Here is a 22,556-nt window from a genome sequence, read left to right as displayed (position 1 = left end):
AATATGAAGAGAAAACATTTTGATTTATACAAAATCTTTATATATGTTGCACTGATTTCTTTAGCGATATCCATTATCATTCCGGTATCTTGGGTATTCTTAGCTTCGATTAAAACGAATGCAGAGTTCTATGGAAATCCATGGGCATTACCACAAGGATTTAACATTCAGAACTTTATTGATGCCTTCCAAATTGCGCAAGTTGGTGATTTCATCTTGAACTCAGCACTTGTAACTGCAATGGCTCTAGCAATCTTACTGGTAGTTTCATTACCGGCTGCGTATGTACTTGCTAGATTCCAATTCAAAGGCAGAAAGTTCTTTAACACACTCATCATGGCTGGCTTATTTATTAACGTAAACTACATTGTTGTGCCAATCTTCTTAATGTTGAATGGTTGGGATAAGTCACTTGCAAAGAGCGGTCTACAGTTCTTTATGAATAACCGTTTTGTTCTTGCGCTTGTGTATGCATCTACGGCAATTCCATTTACAGTATATCTTCTTGCAAGCTACTTCCGTTCTTTACCAAAGGCATATGAAGAAGCTGTGGAAATCGATGGTTGTGGTTACTTTACAACCATGGTCAGAGTCATGTTCCGTATGGCCAAGCCAAGTATTATCACAGTTATCCTATTTAACTTCTTGGCATTTTGGAATGAATACATTATTTCATTAACACTTGTGCAGACAAAGGCACTTAAGACATTGCCGGTAGGACTACAGAATCTGATGTCCGCACAGAAAGCAGCGACCAATTATGGACCGATGTATGCAGGACTTGTGATTGTTATGTTGCCAACATTGATCTTATACATTCTTGTACAAAGACGTTTAACCCAAGGTATGACCTTAGGTGGTCTAAAGGATTAGGAGGGCATATGAATCGAACAACAGAATCAATCTTGATGGCAATTCTATTTGTTGTCAGTCTAGCAATGGTAATTATTGGTCAAAGAGAAGTTGGCTATGTGAATCTTGGTGTTCAGGTAGTTGGACTGATTGGTATTTTGGCAGTTATACATATGTATAACAAGAGATTTAAATAGGGGGACGATATATGGCAAACTTATCATTACGTCATATCAATAAGATTTACGATAATAAAGTACAGGCAGTATTTGATTTTAATTTAGAGATTCAGGATAAAGAATTCATCGTATTGGTTGGCCCTTCCGGATGTGGTAAATCAACAACTTTACGCATGATTGCAGGTTTGGAAGATATCACAAACGGTGAATTGTATATCGATGATAAATTAGTAAACGATGTTGCACCTAAGAATCGTGAGATTGCGATGGTATTCCAGTCTTATGCGTTATATCCATTTATGACAGTTTATGAAAACATGGCATTTGGATTACAGATTCGCAAGACTGATAAAGATGAAATTGACCGTCGTGTACGTGCAGCCGCAAAAGCATTAGAAATTGAACAATACTTAGATAGAAAGCCTAAGGCTTTATCTGGTGGTCAAAGACAGCGTGTAGCGTTAGGTAGAGCAATCGTTCGTAATGCGAAGGTATTCTTGATGGATGAACCGTTATCTAACTTAGATGCGAAGCTTCGTGTACAGATGCGTAGTGAAATTATTCGTCTACACAAAAATATCGGTGCTACAACCATCTACGTAACGCACGACCAAACAGAAGCCATGACAATGGCAAGCCGTATTGTCATCATGAAAGATGGATATATTCAACAGATTGGAACACCAAAGGAAATCTATCAGAATCCAGTAAACATGTTCGTAGCAGGCTTCATTGGTTCTCCAGCCACAAACTTCCTAAAGGGTACATATGCTGGTGGAAAATTCACGATTGGTGATATGCACATTACTTTGCCAGAACAGTTCACTAAAGACATGCAAGCATATGAAGGTAAGGAAATTGTGATGGGGATTCGTCCGGAGGACCTACACGCAGAGGAAATTGTAAATGAAACCTATCCAAGTGCTGTATTTGACTTTGCAATTGATGTCAGTGAGTTATTAGGTAACGAATTTATCTTACATGGCAAGCTTGCAGGGCAAAAACTACAGGCAAGAATCAATGCCCGTTATGATCTTTCGGATTGTGCATCCTTCCGATTGGCGATGGACTTGGAGAAGGTACACTTCTTTGATCCAAAGACGGAAAATCGTATTGTTTAAGGGAGAATAAATGAGTATGAGTACAGGAAGAGTTACAGTCCCAACCGATATTGATGTGATTGATGATACAATCGAAATCATCAAGAAGTGGAAGGCTGATGCGATTCGTGATTGTGATGGGACTGATATGCCTGAAGCGTTACGAAAAATAGATATTAAGCAATACGCTACATATTACACAACACGTAAAGATAATGCGTGGGCAAAAAAACATCCAGATGAGATGCAACAGATGTATTTGATGAGTGACTTTGTTACTGCTAAAGATACATGCTTGCGTATCAAAATTATGGAACATTTCTACAAGGATCAATTTAAAGTAAATCCAACAAATGATATTCATCGTTGGTGGGAAGTGATTGATCGAACAACAGATACTGTTGTGACAAATTGGTATTTTGATGAAGTGAGTGGTGATGTTGTAATTGAAGAAGCAATTCCTTATCATGCATACACGGTAAGCTTCTTGGCGTTTATCGTGTGGGATCCGGTTCACATGTATAATTTCTTAACAAATGATTGGGTGGATGAAGAACATCAGATGACCTTGGATGTACGTTTACCGGAAACCCAAAAGCATGTGATTGAGAAGTTACATAAGTTCTGTAGAGAAAGAGAAGATGTCAATGTTGTACGCTTTACAACATTCTTCCACCAGTTCACTTTGCAGTTTGATGAATTTGCACGTGAAAAATTCGTTGACTGGTATGGATATAGTGCATCTGTATCTCCATACATCTTGGAACAGTTTGAAAAGGAAGTTGGTTACAAGTTCCGCCCGGAATTTATCATCAACAAAGGCTTCCACAATAGCCAATTCTGTATTCCTTCCAAGGAATATAAAGACTTTATCGACTTCCAGCAAAGAGAAGTTTGTAAATTAGCCAAGGTACTCGTAGACATCTGTCATTCTTATGGTAAGGAAGCGATGATGTTCCTTGGAGATCATTGGATTGGTACAGAACCATATGGTAAGTACTTCTCTGAGATTGGCTTAGATGCGGTTGTGGGTAGTGTTGGATCAGGTTCTACATTGCGCTTGATTTCAGATATCAAAGGTGTGAAGTATACAGAAGGAAGATTTTTACCATACTTCTTCCCAGATACATTCCATGAAGGTGGAGATCCATTACAGGAAGCGAAAGTGAACTGGGTAACTGCACGTCGTGCAATCTTACGCTCGCCAGTGGATCGTATCGGTTATGGTGGATACTTGAAGCTTGCATTAAAGTTTCCAGAGTTTATCGAATATGTATCTGAAGTTTGCGATGAATTTAGAGAACTCTATGCACATGTAGGAAAGCAAACACCACACAACCTATTGAAGGTTGGTGTATTAAATAGCTATGGCGAGCTTCGCCGTTGGGGTGCTCATCTTGTACATCACGCAATTCGTTACAAGCAGATTTATTCTTATACAGGTGTTCTAGAATCACTTAGTGGTTTCCCATTTGATGTGAAGTTCATCAGCTTTGAAGAACTGCGTGGAAATCCAGATATCTTAAATGATATTGATGTTGTGCTGAACTATGGTAGTAGTTATACAAGCTTTAGTGGTGGTGAAGAATTTGATGAAAAGATTATCACAATTCTACGTCACTATGTAGATAACGGTGGTGGTTTCATCGGTATTGGTGAACCAACAGCTTGTGCTAGAAATGGCAAGTTCTTCACACTCTATGATGTTCTTGGCGTCGATAAGGAATTAGACTTTACACTTCATACAGACAAGTATAACTGGCAATGTCATAATCATTTCATTACCGAACAGTTAGAGCATGAAGACTGGGGAGAAAATGTAAATAGTGTTTATGCACTACCAGGAACCACTGTAATCAAGCAAGAGGATCTCAGTGTGAAGCTTGCAGTTAATGAGTATGGTAAGGGTAGAGCAGTATACATGAATGGATTGCCATTCAGTTTTGAAAATGCAAGACTTCTCTATCGTGCAATCTTCTTCAGTTGTCATCGTGAGGATGAAATGAAGCAGTGGTATTCAGAGAACTATAATGTTGATGTTAATGTATATCCTTCCACACAGAGCTATTGTGTCGTTAATAATACATACGAACCACAAGAAACTGTCATCTATCGTGGCGATGGCACATCCTTCTCATTACGCTTAGAAGCTAATGAAATTAAGTGGTATCAAGTATAGAAATATTTATGACCGATTTTACAAGACAGATATTGTTAAGTATAAATCGGTTTTTATTTTGGCGGCTAGGATATAAAAATAAGATAAGAAAATAGCGAGTGCAGGGAATATTGGTATTTGAAATGATTTTTGAAATTTTAGCTTTTTTTAAGATAAGACAGCAATAAATCTGTAATTATAAACAATAAATGCATTTTTATGTAAGCGCTTATATTTTATGATTGACTTAACATAGGGAAAGGAGAAGTGGTTGAGTTTTAATCACCAAACAAGTAAAATGCATAAAATCATTAAAAAAGTATTTTCAAGTGTATTTGTACTGTGTATGGCATTAACAACCATCTTAACAGGGGTAAAAAAAGTAAATGCCAGAGAGCCACAACTAGCAGAGTTGGCTACAACCGATTGGAAAATCGATGACCAGACAAATCGTATTGGCGCAGTCTTGGAGGAAATCGTAGAAGCGGATAGTAAGAAGATCCACATTGCGTCAAGTAGCAACAATGGGAATAATCCAAAGGATCAGAATGGTTATCCACTCATTGCAGTGAATAAACATACGTTTGATCTTTCACAAGAGGGTACAATTCGCTTTGACCTGACTGCTAATACTGAGGCTGATGATATTCGCTTCGGTGTTTATTTAGGATATAACGGTCCAGGGAATGGTATGTTCTTTGGTTATGATGCTGCTGGTTGGTTTTGGCAGAAATATCAGAATGGGGATGGACCGTATTATACGGGTGCTCGTGTACAATGGCCGAAGAATAAAGCAACTGTAAATGTACAGGTTAGTTGGACTGCAAGCAAGACAGCTTCATTGAAAGTTGATGATGAAACTGTGTTTGAGAATATTCCATTTGCAGATTTGGAAGATTTGCAAAATCAGATTGCAATCAAAGCAGGGACATATTATGGGACAGTTACAGATATCAAACTGACAAACAATATCCATCACGAAGATGAAAATGAAACGAATCCAGAAGATTCACAGTCAGATGAAAAAGTACAAGTAAAGGGAAAAGTTAGTGCAGATAATCAAGCGCTGGCAAATGTGAAGATTGACATTGACCCTTGCAAAGAAGGTAATTGTGCAGTATATACTGATGCAAATGGTGAATTCGAATTGAATCATTTGGTGAAAGGTACCGACTATATTATCTCTGCTACAAAGGATGGGTATGAATCTGATGTAAAACATATTCGTGCAGATGCTGATGGTGAACCGTTGGAATTTGTTTTGCAACGTAAGAAAGAGATAACTTCTAAAATTCTTACAACCCCATTTATGGATGTACATGTTGATCCATCTTTTCCACGCGTAATCTCGTATGAGATGAAGCAGGGTTCTTTACAGGGAAAGAAATTTTTGGGACAAGAAAAAGAAATCAATACAGTTCTAATTAACGAACAGAAAATAGCCATTAAGCCGGAGAATGTCAAAGCAGATTTCACAGCAGATAAAGCAACATATGTTATGCATGCTGAGGGACGGAATGTTAATGTGGATATTACGGCAGAATTGATTGCTGAAAACGATACATTAGCTTTTAATATTACGGAAATAAAGAATCATTTAGAGGATTCTGTAGATGGGAATCCAGTACAAACAATTGAATTTCCAAATCAGAGTCTTGTTTCGATTCGCAGCGATCAAACCAATGCAAATCTGAAAGCTGCAGGGATGTCTTCAGACACTACAATCTCAGGAGATGCTTATCAGGTATTGAACAAACAGTCAAATGTTGGCTCAGATGAGTATATGTACGCATTTATTTCAAATAGCGAAATGAGTGCAGGTTTATGGTCTAATTCTGAGCACAATGCGAATCGTGGTGGCGTAGAGGGCGGTAGTAATAACTATCGTGTGACGGTTAATGTCGATCATGCAGGCACTGAAAAAACAATGGGACTATCTAGTTCTAAATGGTATTATCATCGTGTTGTACAAGACTCACATGGCCGTAAATATATGGTTTCAGAAACAGAAATGCCTAAGACAAAGGTGATTATCACTGGTGAGCGAAATGATGATGGTGTTATCAACTGGCAGGATGGTGCTATTGCCTTCCGTGAAATTATGAATAATCCTTATAAGTGTGAAGGTGTTCCAGAGTTAGTTTCTTGGCGTATTGCAATGAACTTTGGTGGGCAGGCACAGAATCCTTTCTTGACAACACTTGATAATGTGAAACGTGTTGCTTTACATACAGATGGATTAGGGCAATCTGTATTACTGAAAGGTTATGCAAGTGAAGGACATGATTCGGGACATCCTGATTATGCGAATATCGGAGAGCGCATTGGTGGCGAAGAAGATATGAATACTTTAATGGAAAAAGGTGCTGAATATGGTGCTAAGTTTGGTATTCATGTGAATGCTGGTGAAATGTATCCGGAAGCACAAGCATTTACGGATGATTCTGTACGTCGTCGCAATGGTGGTTTGAGCTATGGCTGGAATTGGCTTGATCAAGCAGTTGGATTGGATAGTGTCTATGATTTAGCAACTGGTAACCGTAAGGCGCGTTTTGCGGCATTAAAAGAAAAAGTTGGTAACAATCTTGATTTTGTTTATGTTGACATTTGGGGGAATCAGACCGGTGGTGACGATGACTCATGGCAGACTCGCAAATTGTCGAAAGAAATTAATGACAATGGTTGGAAGATGGCAAATGAGTGGGGTGCAGCAAATGAATATGATGCAACGTTCCAACATTGGGCAACTGATCTAACCTACGGTGGATACTCTATGAAAGGGGAAAATAGTGAAGTGATGCGCTTTTTGCGCAATCATCAAAAAGACTCTTGGGTAGGTGATTATCCGAACTATGGTGGCGCTGCGTATGCACCGTTATTAGGTGGATATAACATGAAAGATTTTGAAGGCTGGCAGGGACGCAATGATTATGATACATATATCACAAATATATATACGCATGATTTAATGACTAAGTTCTTACAGCACTTTAAAGTTGTGAAATGGGTTGACAGTGAAACACCAGTTACGCACACGATATATTGGTCAGGATATGATTACTATACTGGAAAATATGTGCCGAAGTCGAAAACATATCAATGGTATCCAGAAATGGAGATTACATTAAAGGATGATAACGGTAATGTGGTTGTGGTTAAGCGTGGTAGCAATGATATTAATGATCCAGCTTATCGTGACCGTACGGTTACATATAATGGTGTAGAAATTTCTCACGGAGCTGTTTCTCGTGGAGATCGCAGTAATCAGGATATTCAACAGGGCGTTAATCGTGGTACAGAAGCATACCTTTTACCATGGAACTGGGATGCAAAGAATGGAAAGCGTCTTAGCGCAAATGAGGAAAAACTGTACCATTGGAACACACAGGGTGGTACGACAACATGGACATTACCAGATACATGGCAGGGTACAAGTGTTGTAACAGTTTATAAGCTGACGGATCAAGGAAAGGTTGAACCAAAAGAAATCACTGTATCCAATGGAACAGTTACACTTGAAGCCGATGCTGAGACACCGTATGTTCTGTATAAGACAGCACATGAAAATATCAATGTTCTCTGGAGTGAAGGCATGCACATCATTGATGCAGGCTTTAACAGTGGTAATCTAGACGCATGGACGCTTGCTGGCGAAGGTAGTGCAGAGTTGGTAAAGAGCCAATACAGTAATCCAATGTTAAAATTAGCAGAAGGAAAATCAGCATCACAGGTTTTAACAGACCTTGTGCCAGGAAAGAAATATGCAGCACTGGTAGGTGTTGATAATCGTAGTGATTCTAAAGCATCAATAACAATCCATCACAATGGTGAAGTGCTTGCAACAAATTATACGAATAAGTCTATCGCATTAAACTATGTAAAGGCATATACGCATAATACACATAGTGCTACCGTAGATGGTACAAGTTATTTCCAAAATATGTATGTGTATTTTACGGCACCAGAGGATGGAACTGTCACGTTGACATTATCTAAAGAAGCAGGTGAAGGAAGTACATATTTTGATGATATTCGGATTGTACAGAATAACGCCGAAAATGCAAAGTATGACGACAAAGGACAGTTGACAGAATTTAAACAAGATTTTGAAGAAAACGTACAAGGAATCTATCCGTTTGTCATTGGTGGTATTGAAGGCGTCGAGGATAATCGTACACACCTATCAGAACGTCATGACAAATACACACAGGCAGGTTGGGATGTTAAACGCATGGATGATGTCTTAGAGGGCAAGTGGTCGCTCAAGACGAATGGTCTAGTAAGTAGAAGTGACCTTGTTTACCAAACGATTCCACAAAACCTTCGCCTTGAACCAGGGCGCACATATAAGGTTTCTTTTGATTATCAAATGGGTTCAGAAGGTATCTATGCATTTATCCAAGGAGATGGAGAGTATGGTTCTGGTACGAAATTGTTGGATCTTGAAAAGGGCCTAGGAACAACCAGACATTTTGAAACAACTATAGTAGGAGCACTTGATGGTCAAAGTTGGTTTGGCATCTATTCAACAAATCAATGGCCACAGTATGATAAAGCTGGTATCAGTGGTAATGAACAGAATTTTGGCGGATACAAGGATTTTATTTTAGATAATCTTGTTGTTGAAAGAATTGATCAAAATATTAGCAAAGAGACAATGCAGCAATTGATTGAAGAAGCAACACACGGTATCGAAAATCACTTATATAAAGACAGTGCAGTCGATAGGATTGAGAAACGAATCGATGAAGCTAAGGTTGCTTTAGAGAAAGATCATTTTAATCAGAGCGATCTTGCAGATGCATATTATGCACTATATGCTGCAATTCATGATGATTCACTGAAGAATATAGCACCTGAAAATGATGATAGTGCAGATATTCCGCTGGAGAAATGGGATATCAGTGCAGGTAGTTATGAAGAAGATGCATATGATGAAGGAAATCCATTATTTGCGGTTGATGGTAGAACAGATACTCGTTGGCACACTGCATATGCTCCTGATCCAATGGATAAACATACGATTAGGGCAACATTCCACGAACCACAAACCGTTACGGGAATTCGCTTCTTGCAACGTGGTGGTCGCACCAATGGAGTGATTCAGGAAGGTGAGGTGTGGATCAAAGAGAAGGATCAACCGGAACGCAAGGTAGCAACGAAGACATTTGAACAGGAAGGATGGCAGATTGTACAATTTGATCAGCCAATCGAAAACGTAGAATATGTTGAATTCCGCTCGCTAAAGACCTTAGGTCGCCTTTCAAGAGACAATAACAAGTATAGTGCAATGGCTGAATTTAGAGCATTAGGATTGAAGTCTACACCGAATAAACCATTGCCAGATAAGAGTAAATTATCACAATTGCTTGAAGAAGCGAATGCAATGGACAGGGATGCATATACAGAGGAAAGTTTTGCGGAATTAGATAAGAAGATCGAAGCTGCGAAGCAAGTACTAGCAAGTGAAAATCCTTCTAATTATGATATTTTATTGGCTATGACGAACCTACGGGATGAGATGAAGAACATGAAGAAGATGCATGTATCGATTCAGAGGATAAATAAAGTACCAAAGGGATATGAAGGGTACACGCTAGAAACATATGATATTCATTTTGAAGACGAAGATGGTAAAGACGTGCAGATTACAAAACCACGAGAAATTCATGTGAATCTTGCCGATATAGAATCAGATCAAATCAAGATTCTTCATGAAAAACATAACGGTGAATGGGAAGAAATTCCTGTGAAGAGTATTGCAGGAAAAGAAGTTGTGTTTGTAAATGATGATTTCTCAGCATATTCCTTTATCAATATGCATTCTAAGCCAAATGAGAATGTTCCTCCGATTGTAAAACCGGGAGATAATAATACGCCAAAAACACCAAGTGGTTCTCAGACTAATCAAAAGAACAATCAAAGTGAAAAGAGTGTTGCAACACGTGATTACAACAATATCATTTGGTATGGGGTAGGCTTGGTTAGTATGCTGTTGTTAGCTTCGGTATCATATTTTCTTAAAAAGAAACATCAATAAAAAGATATGAATTGCATTTTTTGAAGCTTCAACCTAAGAATACTTTCGTGATGAAAGGGGAATTTAGAACATGCTAAATCCCCTTTTTAAAATGGGTTAGAAGAGATTCTGTATACTCATTGTCAACGCTGCCTATCTTTCGCTAGGTAAATTGCTTGTAAGATGGATAAATTATGATTGAATATATCAAATGTAAAAGGTCTATTATTTCTAACAGACCAATACAAAAGAGAATATAGTTATGCAGTTTGAGATCGTTACAGCAAATGTGCTACTCAATGGTTTGAGAAATCAAAAGAATGAAAACTGGTTTAAGATTTCTTTCTATTTGATTTGCCATGTATGATGAGAAAGGCTACAAGAATAATAAAAGTACAACTGGAAATAATGATTGAATACTTACGAAGAGATGTATTTTCATAATGACATACATAAGTTCCTTGTTTCGGAATATTTACACAGACAAGACCATTTTTACTCAAATAAGTTTGTAGGATTTCGTTTGTTTTGATGTTACGAACAATATATCCTTTGTAATATGTGATTGGTAGAATCACGGTTTGTGCTTGGGTTATACTAAATTGGTAGTTGCCGTAATATGTAAATTTTCCGACTGTAATCGTATTGCCGGTTATTGTTTGTACGGTTTGAGGATATGAGCGGAAATCAGGAGAGCAATATGGTAGATAGTCACCACCAGCAAGTTCAACTCGTTTATATTGTGCTGAGTAATATGGATCAATGAGTTTACCATCTGATACTTCTTGCCAAGTGGTATTGTGCTCCATTACAAATGTACGTTTCGTAGCTGGATATAAATGGTAGATTGCTTCTAGATTTAACAACAGTGTCAAACAGATTGGAAGATACCTGAATTTATAAGAGATATGTTCGATTCCTATTACAGCGGGAATGCATAGTAGTGGCAATGCTAGCATGTTCAATCGCCACGGAAATTGGAGAACTCTGAAAAACCACATATACTTCCACGGCAATATTTTTGCCGGCAAGATTAGGTTCACTACACCTAGGATTAACATGCATTCTAAAAATTTTTTTCTTTCTCTCTTTGGTATAAAGAGATAGCTGATAGGAGCGATGGTCAAGAATAGCCCAATATTAACGACCATTGCATTGGATGAATTGTATTGATTACCAGACAAACCAAATATTGTTTTATTCGTAAAAAACTGCCAGAATGCCATTGCATGTTTTTCAAGTTGAGAGCTTGAAGCATAATAGTTGAGGTAGAATGGTTGTGACTTAAGCTGCTCTATCATCGGTAAAGTATAGAAGGCAGTAGCTAAGCATGCAAGCATACTTTCTAATAAAAGTACTTTGTATCGTTGCAAAGAACACTTTGGTAAATATAGGATACTTATGATAATCACTAGGATAAAGCATAATAAGAAACTTAGATTATGGGAGAGTACCATGATAACCAGACCAAAAAAGTAGGATGATGTATATTTTTTGTTGGTTTCAAATATTTCATAAAGACCGGATAATATAAGTGGAATGCCAATAAGGGCAAATATTTCTCCAAGTGCACCACGTACATAAATGTCTGTAATATGATAATTACTAAAAAGATATGCTGCAACTGCCAATAAACGGATTAAAGATCTTTCTGTAAATTTACTTGCGAGCATGTACATTGTGGTTCCTGCAAGAAGACTGGCAGAAAATACAGTTAGCTTATAGGTATCGACAAGTGCCATTCCTATATTGTGTAGTACAGCTGGTATAAAAAGGAATACATCACAATAGAATAGTGGACTCCCATATCCATATCCACCATTTTCTAAAGGATAGATAGCAGGGAGAAGTTGTCCTTGTTGTATTGCCTCTGCATATTGTGCAATGCGAGAAACATGAAAGAATGTATCGTGTTCGATTGCAAGTGAGCTATGCAAAAGATATGGAAACATCAATAAAACGGTAAATAGAAGAATGATTGCAAAATCAATTAATAAATTACGATATTTTTTCATCCGAAGTACCAACCTGGTAACCATGCAAGGAAGCGAGCAAACTGCTGTGATGTGCCGAAGCCTGTAATCACAGGCAAAAATAGAATGAATAATGCTAAGTAGGCCGCAAGATATGCAGGTACTACAATCGACATTTTACGGTTATTAAGTAAATTGATACAGTAGACAATTGCAATGATTGTAAATAGGGATGTTGGATAGAAATGATATGCAAATACGATGCGCTGTACATAAATAATCCATGGTAATAAGCCGCTAAAATAGCCGACGACAATATACCACCCGACAATATCCTTTTTGCATAGAGCGCGATATGTTGTAAATAGGATTGCTGGTAATCCGATCCATGTTAATAGCGGATTGGAAAAACAAGAAATTGTGTGGAAAACATTTCCTTTTATGCCAACGTAATACCACATAGGACGTAAATCCAAGATCCATTGAAACCATGTACTTTGATATGGGTGGGTTGCATTGAGATTTACATGATAGTGATACATCTGTTGGGCTTGTTTCCAAACATTTGCGATAGTCCACGGTTCATTACGGAAAATCTTATCTGGGATATATGAAATACAGTAGATTACGATAGGAATGATGATAAAAAAGAGAATGCATGACAACATCGTTGTAAGTAGTATTTTGAAGAACTGTTGATGTGTTTCTTTATCTTTCTTATACTCAAGAAAACGCTGAATCCAGTTTGTAAATAACATGATGGCTAAACCGATTGCAGCATAGCAACCAGTCCATTTGGTTGCAATAGATAGTCCCATAAAGATTCCAGATAAAAATAAATAGAGGATACCTTTCCGCATTGGCAAAGTATAGAAGTTGGACCTACAGTACTTCAACATCCAATAGAATGAGCAGAGTATAAACAGGATACTAAATGGCTCTAATGTAGCGATACGTGCTGTTGTAATATGCATGAAATCTGCAGCGAGCAAGAACGAGCCAATTAAGGATAGATAATCACGTTTCAATAAGTGTTTTAAGATACCGTAGAGCACAGGCAACATTAGTACAGACGCAATCGCGCCTGGTAAACGCCAAGCAAACGGATGCATACCAAATAGATGTATGGATAGGGCAATGATATTTGTTCCTAATAGTGGGTGGACACTAGCATACATGTATTGCTTATTTGCAATTTCCCATGCATTACGCACGTGGTAAATTTCATCAAAGTATGCTTGGTCATAGTAGGTTGGTGATAGAACTAGTTTATCCTGTTCATCAATCAACATCTTTGCAGGATACTTGGTATTTTTATATTCGTCTTGCAAAATAGTGACGGGCAGAAAATTAGAGTGGGCAAGATTTCGAAAACCAATTTCAGTTAAACTGTTATTTTTATTGGTGGTTACAAGCTTAATATACTGATATTCCCAGTATCCCTCTTGAATACTATAGGTGTAGATATTTCCTTGTTTCAGGACCGTTATTTCCTGCCATTGTTGTAGATCGTTAGAACCGAAGAGATGAATATCTTGGGTACCAATTTGATAGGATTGTGGGTTAGAGTTGTTATCTCCTTCGCCATAAATTGTATAGATTGCATCAAACTTCTCGATTTTTCCAAAGTTTAAAACAATCTCTTGTTTTTCTACAGCTGGTTGCCATGTGGTTGTTGGGAAAGTAGTTGAACCAAGTTGCCAAAAAGAAATCACAGCATAAATGATTGTTAGTAAGGTCAGCGATAAAAGGTAGTGATGCTTCTCGGCTTTAAAGAATTTTAGATGATATAGAAAATAACCGATACCTAATATCAATAGCGTTAAACATAGTAGTGTCAGAAACTCACTATTTGAAAAGAATAATAAACTCAGTTTTTGCATAATAGATACTCCGTTTCTATTATACTAGAAAAATATTTGTATTATCACTCTTATTGACAGAGTGATAGAAAGTGCATAGAATAGACTGTGTTAGCAGAATAAGTATTAGAGTGCTAAAAAGGAGGAATAAACATGTTGAAACCATTACGTGATTATGTAGTCTTAGAAAAAGCAAAAGAAGAAGAAAAAACAAAGAGCGGTATTATTTTGACAGAACAACCAAAAGAAGAACCAGGAAAGGGAATCGTTGTTGCTGTAGGTCCAGGTAAGACAGAAAATGGTGCAGTCATTCCAGTGGAATTAAAGGTTGGACAAAAGGTTGTATATAAGAAATATTCCGGCACAGAAATCAAAGAAAATCAGAAAGAATATTTGTTGATTGAAGCAGAGAATATTCTTGCAATAGTTGAATAAAGTAGAAGGAAGGGATAATCATGGCAAAAGAAATTAAGTATAGTAAAGATGCACGCCAGCTTATGTTGGATGGTGTGAATAAATTAGCAGATGCAGTTAAGGTAACTTTAGGCCCAAAGGGCAGAAATGTTGTGTTGGAGAAATCATTTGGCTCTCCAGTTATCACAAATGATGGTGTAACCATTGCTAAGGAAGTAGAACTTGAAGATAAGTTTGAAAACATGGGTGCTAAGCTAGTATATGAAGCAGCAAATAATACAAATGAATTAGCAGGTGATGGTACAACAACTGCTACTATTTTGACCCAATCAATGATTACAGCCGGTCTTAAAGCAGTTGAAAAGGGTGCTAACCCTGTACTCATGCGTGAGGGAATTGAAAAGGCAGCACATGTTGTAGCAGATGCTTTATTAAAGAACTCTCACCAAGTCACAACCAACGATGATGTAAAGAATATCGCTACTATTTCATCAGGTTCTGAAGAGATTGGTAAGATTATTGCAGAAGCGATGGTAAGGGTTGGTAATGATGGTGTTATCAACGTGGATGAATCACGCTCCTTCGAGACGATCTTAGAGATGACAGAAGGTATGCAGTATGACAAGGGATATGTTTCCCCATATATGGTAAGCGACCGTGACAAGATGGAAGTGTCAATGGATAGTCCGTATATCTTGGTAACGGATCAAAAGATTAATACAATCCAAGAAATCCTACCAGTCTTAGAAGAAGTTGTTAAAATCAATAAACCGTTACTTCTTATTGCAGATGACTACGATAATGAAGTGATGAGTACATTAATCATCAATAAGTTACGTGGTACATTCAATGTCGTAGCGACAAAGGCTCCAGGCTTTGGCGATGACGCAAAGAATCAATTAGCAGATATCGCAGTCCTAACAGGCGCAAACTTCTATGCGAAGGACTTGAATATGAACTTGGCAGATATGACAATGAATGATTTAGGCTCTGCTAAGAAAGTAGTAGTAAGCAAAGATAAGACAACAATTATTGATGGTGCAGGAGATAGTGCTACAGTTGCAAAACGTGCTTCTGAAATTAAAGCAACTATCGAAAATGCAAAGTCTGACTATGACAAGAAGAGACTGGCAGAAAGATTAGGAAAACTCACAAATGGTGTTGCCTTGATTAAGGTTGGTGCAACAACAGAAACAGAACTCAAGGAAAAGAAGCTACGTATCGAAGATGCACTTAACGCAACAAAGGCTGCCGTTGAAGAAGGTGTTGTCACTGGTGGTGGACTTGCCTTAGTACAAGCGTATAAAGATGTACGTACTGCATTAAAGTCAGATGTTGTGGATGTACAACGCGGTATTAATGTTGTATTAGATGCACTCAAGATGCCAATCATGCAGATAGCTGAAAATGCAGGCTTTGATGGTAATGAGATCTATGAACAACAGTTATCCGCAAAAGAAAACTACGGTTTCAATGCGAAGACTGGTGAATGGGTTGATATGTATGAAGCAGGGATCATTGATCCTACTAAGGTAACTCGCTCCGCATTATTAAACGCAGCAAGTATCTCGGGCTTATTTATCACAACAGAAGCTGCAATTGCAAAGCTTCCTGAAAAGGATGTACCAGTACCTCCAGCAATGGGTCAATATTAAAAGATAGCGTTGGCTATCTTTTTTTGAGGGCTTGCAATTTATAACAAGATATCTTATCTTGTAAAAGCAATCAGAATGGAGACTGAACAATGAACGTTTACGATTGGGATGATACAATCTACCGTGGTGATTCTACAGTAGGTTTTGTGAAATATCTTTGGCTACATCGCCCTAAAACTTTAATCAATTTACCACGTACAATTTGGTTTGGACTTTTATATGTGCTACACATTGTACCGAAGCTTACTTTTAAATCAAATCTATATCGCATGTTTCGCTATGTAGATGATATGGAAAAAGTAGTCGAAGACTATACAAGCAGTCATCTGGATCATGTAAAGAATTGGTATAAAGAAGCACAGAAGGAAGATGATGTAGTTATTTCTGCTTCTCCAGAATTTTTAATTCAAGCCTTCTGTAAGAAGGTTGGCATCAAAACATGCATGGCAAGTGTCGTTGATATGCATACAGGTGAATACAATGGACTAAACTGCCATGGGGAAGAGAAGGTACGTCGCTATCGTGAAGTATTTAACGATACAAAGATTGAAAACTTCTATTCCGATTCTTACTCTGATACACCACTTGCAAGAATCGCTGAGAATGCATATCTTGTAAAGGGAGATAACTTACTTCCTTGGGATAAGAAATAAAAAGCCTATATCGTTTATATTAAAGGGAGCAAATATAAAAAAAAGAGAATATATTGCACTTGGAATAATTACCACATTATCTATTGTGCTAATTCTAGTTTTCAAATTTATTCCTACAATGTTCAATAGAACAAATAATTCACTTAACGGAGCTCCGAATGAACAGGCAAAAGGTGAATGGCTAGTAGTTGTATACCGTGGAGAAATTGTGCAGTAGTTCGATTCGGGTGTTGACGCTACATATACGGTTAAGGGTAATGTGGGAGATTTAACAATAGAAGTGAAAGATGGGAAATGGCATGTAAGTAAAGTTGATTGTCCAAACCATAATTGTGAAAAAATGGGTTGGGTAGATGCAGATAGCATACTACCGATACAGTGCATACCTAACGGGATATATATCGTATCTGCAAATGCAGTTCAAAATTAAAATGATATTCATATAATGATTATCAAACATAAGAAAATAGAGACATCTACATGGATATCTCTATTTTCTTATATATGCAAGCATACGTTGAATTATTACTTACTGTTTTGCGCTTGTACAGCTGTTAAGGCTACTACACCAACGATGTCTTCCCAAGAACATCCACGGGATAGATCGTTAACTGGCTTTGCAATACCTTGTAACATTGGTCCATATGCTTCAGCCTTTGCCAAACGCTGTACTAACTTGTAACCAATATTACCGCCATCAAGGTTAGGGAAAATTAATACGTTTGCTTGACCTGCAACAGGGGAACCTGGAGCCTTGCTTGCTGCAACGCTTGGAACGATAGCTGCATCTAACTGTAATTCACCATCACATACTAAATCTGGATATTGTTGGTGAGCGATTTCAACCGCATTTACAACCTTATCTACTAATGGATGCTTTGCACTTCCCTTTGTAGAGTGAGATAGGAAAGCAACCTTTGGTTCAGCACCTACAAGAGTTCTGAATGTATTTGCTGTATCGTTAGCGATAGCTGCTAAGCTTTCACTGTCTGGATCTTGGTTTAGACCACAGTCTGCGAATGCGAATGTTCCGTTATAACCAAATTCACAATTTGGAACATCCATAATGAAGAAGCCTGAAACTAACTTTGCACCTGGTGCTGTACGTAAAATCTGTAATGCTGGGCGTAATGTATTGGCTGTAGAGTGGCAAGCACCTGATACAAGACCATCAGCACCTCCTGTCTTTAATACCATGACACCGAACGTTGTGCGGTCTTTTAATAATGCTTCACGAGCAGCTTCAGGAGTCATGCCCTTAGCCTTACGTAATTCATATAATGTGCTTACGTATTCTTCTAATTTATCGGAAGTTTCTGGATTAATGATAGTTGCACCATCAATGTTAACGCCATATTTCTCTGCATCTGCTTTGATCGTTGCTTCTTCACCAATTAAGATGAGATTTGCTGTCTTTTCTTCTAAGATCTTAGCAGCTGCACGAAGTGTTCTTTCATCTTCTGATTCTGGTAATACAATTGTTTTTATATCTTGTTTAGCTCTTTCTTTGATTCCGTCAATAAATGACATAGTTAAATCCTCCTTGAACATTAAAATTATCACGCTAACTGTAAAAAAAGTCCAATTATATAGTTGAAATCTTGAAAAAATCGTAAATTCTAAGATAACCTCAATTATTTTTGAAAGTTCCTCTTTTGATTTTATTATTGGTGAAGGTTCCCTTTTTTAATATGATGTCTTTAGAGATGGTGCTGGCAGTTCAAGAAAGGAGGCAATCATATGGTTGCCAGCGGTTATAAACATCTATCTTTAGAAGAACGTAAATCTATAGAAGTTCTATTGAATCATTCCGACATCAAACTCAAACAGATAGCACTCTCTATCAATCATTCACAGAAATGCGTACGTGAAGAAATCAGAGCACACAGGGTCGTACGTGTCCACTCGAATAAGACGAACAAATGTGGACGGCAAGATTCTTGTAAGAAACATCGCTTATGCACATATTGCATAAGCGGTGATTGTAAGTCTTGTAAGCATAAGGACTGCAACGAGCTATGTGATGACTTCGTCTCATATCCCGTTTGCGAGAGAATAGAGCGATTCCCTTATGTCTGTTCAGGTTGTCCTGACATACATAAATGTCATCTTCCCAAGTACTTCTACATCGCACGAATAGCACAGGATAAATATACGCAAGACAAATTAGAATGGAGGTCCGGACCTCGCAAGAGCGAAGCAGAAATGAAATCTATCGTGGAGGCATTTCAAAATAATATTCCTAAAAAGCAATCCATCGATACGATTATCCATACTAACGACCTGAATATATCCGCCTCTACTGCATATAGATACATTCGTGAGCACCAGATTCCCGGGATTTCAAACATCGACCTAAAACGTCAGGTACGCTACACGCAACGCAGTTCTTCAAGGCATCATCCTATATCGATTGACTACGATTTCCTCGAAGGACGCAAATACGAGAACTTCCTAGCAGCCCTAGAAACAGCAGGACCGGATGTAAACGTATGGGAAATGGATACGATCATCGGGAAGAAAGGGAGCGATGAGAAGTGTGTACTGAGCCTGTTACACAGACGTTCCAATCTTCAATTATATTTTCTCTTACGACACAAGAATATGTTTGAGGTAACGTATCTATTTGATACTATCAAAAGTTTCTTAGGCATCGACTTATTCAAAGATACGTTCACTATCATACTCACCGATAATGGCACTGAGTTCCATGATCCACTATCGCTTGAGACAGACCCTGAAACGGGAGAAAAACTCATCAGTATCTATTTCGCAAGGCCTAGACGTTCTGATGACAAAGGCAAATGTGAAAAGAACCACGAGCACTTCAGAGAGAAGATTCCAAAAGGATGCAGTATGAACAGCCTTACAAAATACGACATCAATTTCGTATCAAATCAGGTAAATAATTATGTACGCAGGAAGTTAAATTACCAATCACCCTACAGCATTGCCAAACTAGTACTAAACGAAAAGGTGTTAGAACTAAACCGCCTTCATCCCATTTCACCCAAGGCAGTTGATCTAACACCTATCCTCCATTAGCATCAGACCCTAACAGCACCATCTCTTTATATTCAAAGGGAGCTTTCAAGAGAAATTCAAAAAAATTTCATTTGAAAGTATACTTTTCGTGCGGTCAAAATGCCCAATATCTATTTAGATTATAGCTTAAAATATATAAATTCAAAACCTGTAAATGGAAAAGCACCCCAATTAAAGGGAGCTTTCGTTAAAAGGGAGCTTTCACTGAAAATTGAGCATGGATAAGAAGAAGGTGATCCTAGACAAATACAGTGATTACTTTAAAAAGTATCCTCATATAGGCTGTATAGGTGTATATCATCCGGAAGAGGAAGGTGGTAAATGGGAGATGTTCCATAAGTGTCGTACAAAAGCGGATGATGAGTTGAAACAGAACCAGGAAATACTGAAACTTTGCACGAAGATCATTTAAGAATAAAGAAATTGCCGGGATAGTAATCTATCTCGGCATAAGTGTGTATGTTGTCATCAACAAATATATTATATCAAATTTTCTCTAAAATGTTAGATGTTGCAATTTTGCTTGAAATTCGTATGATGAAATTGTAAAAGAAATGCGAAAGGGGAACGCATTGTATGAAAGAACATACTATTCATCATCTATGTGTTGCAAGGTATAAGACAGGCATTTAGTTTTCTCTTTATTATTTCAACTGTTTAAGAAAGAAAGGGGAAACTATTATGTTGAAAAAATTTTTTACAATAATATTAACAATTGTACTCATGGGTAGTAATACGGGAGTTTTACAGTTGTAATTTAACAAGATAATGAATAAACCCTTTATTGATGGTGGATATCCATCTTTTTTTGTTGTCAAAATTTATGTATTTTTATGTAGTGTGGTGGTGTGCTTTGTGTTATAATATTGATAGAGGTGATCTTGTATGTTTCTACATATACTGAAAGACAGACAATACGAAAGACTCTACATCCGCCATTCCGTTCGTAAAGGGAATGGTGTCCGTTCCGAGAACGTCAAAAGCCTTGGACGCATAGACTCGCTCATGAAGGAAATGAATCTTTCTAGGAAACAGGTATTGGAGTGGGCACAAAAGCAGGTAGACCAAATGAACGACTCTCCTTCTGCTCCTCCTGTACTATTATCATTGTTTCCTGACAAGAAGATAGTTATGGATGAACAGCGTTCCTTCCATGCAGGATATCTATTCTTACAGTCCATCTATTACGGTCTAAAGATGAAGAACGTGTTCCGTACCATATCATCACATGGCAGATTTGATTTCGACATTGATGCGATATGTTCAGACCTTGTCTATGCACGCATACTGGATCCCGGAAGCAAACTTTCCTCATATAAGACGGCATCTTCCTTTCTAGAGCAGCCAAAGTATGAATTGCATGATGTGTATCGTGCACTAGGAACGCTATCTAAGGAGATGGACCATATATTGGCAGAAGTATACAAGAACAGCAATCATATCCTAAAGAGAAATAACAGTGTCCTATATTATGACTGTACGAACTACTACTTCGAGATCGAAGAAGAGGATGGCTTCAGACAATATGGCAAAAGTAAGGAGCACCGTCCTAGCCCTATCGTACAGATGGGACTGTTCATGGATGGCGATGGCATTCCTCTGACGTTCGACCTCTTTGAAGGTGCAAGCAACGAACAACCATCCATGAGACCTCTAGAGCAAAAGATCATACGGGATTTTGGTTTCCAGAGATTCGTTATATGTACAGATGGAGGTCTAGGATCAGAAAACAACCGACTGTTCAACGACATCGAAGGACGTGCATTCATTTGTACGCAATCGCTCAAGAAGCTAAACCGCAAGAAACGCGAGGAAGCGATGTCGAACCAAAGATGGAAACGTCTGAAGGATGGAGCGACAGTTGATATCGAAGAGATACAGAGAGAACCATACAAGCATATCGATGACATCTATTACAAAGAAGAGCCATATGGCACCGAGAAGGTAGCTGGTCAATTGATGATTGTCACCTATTCACCAAGATATGCGACATATCAAAAAGAGATACGGGATTCACAGATTGCACGTGCAGAGTCCATGGTAGACAAAGGCTCTATCCAAAAGCAAAGAAGAAACCCAAACGATCCTGCAAGATTCGTAAGGGTCACAGCTACCACATCAGATGGAGAAATCGCATCCGAGGAGCACTATGCGATAGACCAGGACAAGATCGACAGTGAAGCGATGTATGATGGCTTCTATGCCATCTGTACCGACCTGGTAAATGACAAGATAGAAGACATCCTAAAGGTCAGCGAAGGAAGATGGCAAATAGAGGAAGCATTCCGCATCATGAAGACAGACTTTGAAGCAAGACCTGTATATGTCAGAAAGAAGGACAGCATCCGTGCACACTTCCTGATATGTTATCTGGCCCTACTGATCTTCCGCATCCTAGAAAAGAAGTTAGGTCCAAGCTATACATCATCAGAACTGATTACTACATTGAGAGAATACAAGCTATTGAAGGTAAACGGACAAGGATACATACCGGAATATAAGCGAACAAAGATAACGGATCATCTACATAAAGAATTTGGATTCTGTACGGATACAGAGATCGTTCCAACAGGAACCATGAGAAAGATCATATCTGAAACGAAAAAATAGAATCCCACACTACACAGATCAACAAAACGAAAATGC

At 38.1% G+C, this 22,556-nt stretch carries 14 protein-coding genes and 1 pseudogene; 12 read left to right on the top strand and 3 right to left on the bottom strand.

Annotation, left to right across the window (positions count from 1 at the left end; genetic code table 11):
• Window positions 1-3 precede the first annotated feature (3 nt).
• The 5 genes from RGT18_RS09875 to RGT18_RS09855 all read left to right on the top strand — a co-directional run bounded on the left by RGT18_RS09875 (window position 4) and on the right by RGT18_RS09855 (window position 10,329).
• Entirely contained in the window at window positions 4-873 is an 870-nt protein-coding gene (locus RGT18_RS09875) for a carbohydrate ABC transporter permease (protein ID WP_028077430.1), read from the top strand.
• 8 nt (window positions 874-881) lie between these two features.
• A complete protein-coding gene (locus RGT18_RS09870; protein WP_156022766.1) occupies window positions 882-1,049 on the top strand; it encodes a DUF6903 family protein in 168 nt (55 codons plus the stop codon).
• A gap of 11 nt (window positions 1,050-1,060) precedes the next feature.
• Complete coding sequence (locus RGT18_RS09865) at window positions 1,061-2,152, top strand: ABC transporter ATP-binding protein (RefSeq protein WP_028077429.1); 1,092 nt, start codon at window positions 1,061-1,063, stop codon at window positions 2,150-2,152.
• A gap of 10 nt (window positions 2,153-2,162) precedes the next feature.
• Window positions 2,163-4,310 carry a 1,3-beta-galactosyl-N-acetylhexosamine phosphorylase gene (gene gnpA, locus RGT18_RS09860; RefSeq protein WP_028077428.1) on the top strand — a complete coding sequence of 716 codons (2,148 nt, stop codon included), beginning with the start codon at window positions 2,163-2,165 and terminating at the stop codon, window positions 4,308-4,310.
• A gap of 250 nt (window positions 4,311-4,560) precedes the next feature.
• Window positions 4,561-10,329: an endo-alpha-N-acetylgalactosaminidase family protein gene (locus RGT18_RS09855; RefSeq protein ID WP_338176032.1), complete on the top strand. Its 5,769-nt coding sequence runs from the start codon at window positions 4,561-4,563 to the stop codon at window positions 10,327-10,329.
• A 311-nt stretch (window positions 10,330-10,640) separates the two neighbouring features.
• On the opposite strand, the gene RGT18_RS09850 is transcribed toward RGT18_RS09855, so the two are convergent.
• A complete protein-coding gene (locus RGT18_RS09850; protein WP_028077426.1) occupies window positions 10,641-12,323 on the bottom strand; it encodes a hypothetical protein in 1,683 nt (560 codons plus the stop codon).
• Complete coding sequence (locus tag RGT18_RS09845; protein ID WP_028077425.1) at window positions 12,320-14,164, bottom strand: discoidin domain-containing protein; 1,845 nt, start codon at window positions 14,162-14,164, stop codon at window positions 12,320-12,322. Before RGT18_RS09845 ends, RGT18_RS09850 begins: the two co-directional genes overlap by 4 nt.
• A gap of 132 nt (window positions 14,165-14,296) precedes the next feature.
• On the opposite strand from RGT18_RS09845, the gene RGT18_RS09840 reads away from it, so the two are divergent.
• The 4 genes and pseudogenes from RGT18_RS09840 to RGT18_RS13125 all read left to right on the top strand — a co-directional run.
• Window positions 14,297-14,578, top strand: a complete 282-nt coding sequence (locus tag RGT18_RS09840) for a co-chaperone GroES (RefSeq protein ID WP_006526222.1) — start codon at window positions 14,297-14,299, stop codon at window positions 14,576-14,578.
• 20 nt (window positions 14,579-14,598) lie between these two features.
• Window positions 14,599-16,212, top strand: a complete 1,614-nt coding sequence (gene groL, locus RGT18_RS09835; protein ID WP_028077424.1) for a chaperonin GroEL — start codon at window positions 14,599-14,601, stop codon at window positions 16,210-16,212.
• Window positions 16,213-16,301: 89 nt separating this feature from the next.
• The gene (locus tag RGT18_RS09830) at window positions 16,302-16,865 is read left to right on the top strand and encodes a haloacid dehalogenase-like hydrolase (RefSeq protein ID WP_028077423.1); all 564 of its coding nucleotides are present in this window, start codon (window positions 16,302-16,304) and stop codon (window positions 16,863-16,865) included.
• 244 nt (window positions 16,866-17,109) lie between these two features.
• A pseudogene (locus RGT18_RS13125) lies at window positions 17,110-17,295 on the top strand (NusG domain II-containing protein); the annotation flags it as partial.
• Between the two features lie 95 nt (window positions 17,296-17,390).
• Here the strand turns inward: RGT18_RS13125 and pta are convergent.
• Window positions 17,391-18,395 (bottom strand): phosphate acetyltransferase, encoded by a 1,005-nt coding sequence (gene pta, locus RGT18_RS09825; RefSeq protein ID WP_028077422.1) that lies wholly within the window; start codon window positions 18,393-18,395, stop codon window positions 17,391-17,393.
• Window positions 18,396-18,605: 210 nt separating this feature from the next.
• Between pta and RGT18_RS09820 the strand changes: the two genes are divergently transcribed.
• The 3 genes from RGT18_RS09820 to RGT18_RS09810 all read left to right on the top strand — a co-directional run bounded on the left by RGT18_RS09820 (window position 18,606) and on the right by RGT18_RS09810 (window position 22,520).
• Window positions 18,606-19,910, top strand: a complete 1,305-nt coding sequence (locus RGT18_RS09820) for an IS30 family transposase (protein WP_338174700.1) — start codon at window positions 18,606-18,608, stop codon at window positions 19,908-19,910.
• Between the two features lie 217 nt (window positions 19,911-20,127).
• Window positions 20,128-20,322 (top strand): hypothetical protein, encoded by a 195-nt coding sequence (locus RGT18_RS09815; protein WP_338176027.1) that lies wholly within the window; start codon window positions 20,128-20,130, stop codon window positions 20,320-20,322.
• A gap of 473 nt (window positions 20,323-20,795) precedes the next feature.
• Entirely contained in the window at window positions 20,796-22,520 is a 1,725-nt protein-coding gene (locus RGT18_RS09810; protein WP_338176025.1) for an IS1634 family transposase, read from the top strand.
• Window positions 22,521-22,556: the final 36 nt, after the last annotated feature.

The organism is Solobacterium moorei, assembly GCF_036323475.1.
In the GTDB taxonomy this organism is placed as follows: Bacteria; Bacillota_I; Bacilli_A; order Erysipelotrichales; family Erysipelotrichaceae; genus Bulleidia; species Bulleidia moorei.
Note: the sequence above shows the minus strand (reverse complement) of the source record. Positions and strands in the feature narration are given on the sequence as shown.

What these genes read in the sequence shown, in the direction of transcription:
- RGT18_RS09875 (WP_028077430.1), top strand. Translation starts at nt 4, where the DNA reads ATGAAGAGAAAACATTTTGATTTATACAAAATCTTTATATATGTTGCA.
- RGT18_RS09870 (WP_156022766.1), top strand. Translation starts at nt 882, where the DNA reads ATGAATCGAACAACAGAATCAATCTTGATGGCAATTCTATTTGTTGTC.
- RGT18_RS09865 (WP_028077429.1), top strand. Translation starts at nt 1,061, where the DNA reads ATGGCAAACTTATCATTACGTCATATCAATAAGATTTACGATAATAAA.
- gnpA (WP_028077428.1), top strand. Translation starts at nt 2,163, where the DNA reads ATGAGTATGAGTACAGGAAGAGTTACAGTCCCAACCGATATTGATGTG.
- RGT18_RS09850 (WP_028077426.1), bottom strand. Translation starts at nt 12,323, where the DNA reads ATGAAAAAATATCGTAATTTATTAATTGATTTTGCAATCATTCTTCTA.
- RGT18_RS09845 (WP_028077425.1), bottom strand. Translation starts at nt 14,164, where the DNA reads ATGCAAAAACTGAGTTTATTATTCTTTTCAAATAGTGAGTTTCTGACA.
- RGT18_RS09840 (WP_006526222.1), top strand. Translation starts at nt 14,297, where the DNA reads ATGTTGAAACCATTACGTGATTATGTAGTCTTAGAAAAAGCAAAAGAA.
- groL (WP_028077424.1), top strand. Translation starts at nt 14,599, where the DNA reads ATGGCAAAAGAAATTAAGTATAGTAAAGATGCACGCCAGCTTATGTTG.
- RGT18_RS09830 (WP_028077423.1), top strand. Translation starts at nt 16,302, where the DNA reads ATGAACGTTTACGATTGGGATGATACAATCTACCGTGGTGATTCTACA.
- pta (WP_028077422.1), bottom strand. Translation starts at nt 18,395, where the DNA reads ATGTCATTTATTGACGGAATCAAAGAAAGAGCTAAACAAGATATAAAA.
- RGT18_RS09820 (WP_338174700.1), top strand. Translation starts at nt 18,606, where the DNA reads ATGGTTGCCAGCGGTTATAAACATCTATCTTTAGAAGAACGTAAATCT.
- RGT18_RS09815 (WP_338176027.1), top strand. Translation starts at nt 20,128, where the DNA reads ATGGATAAGAAGAAGGTGATCCTAGACAAATACAGTGATTACTTTAAA.
- RGT18_RS09810 (WP_338176025.1), top strand. Translation starts at nt 20,796, where the DNA reads ATGTTTCTACATATACTGAAAGACAGACAATACGAAAGACTCTACATC.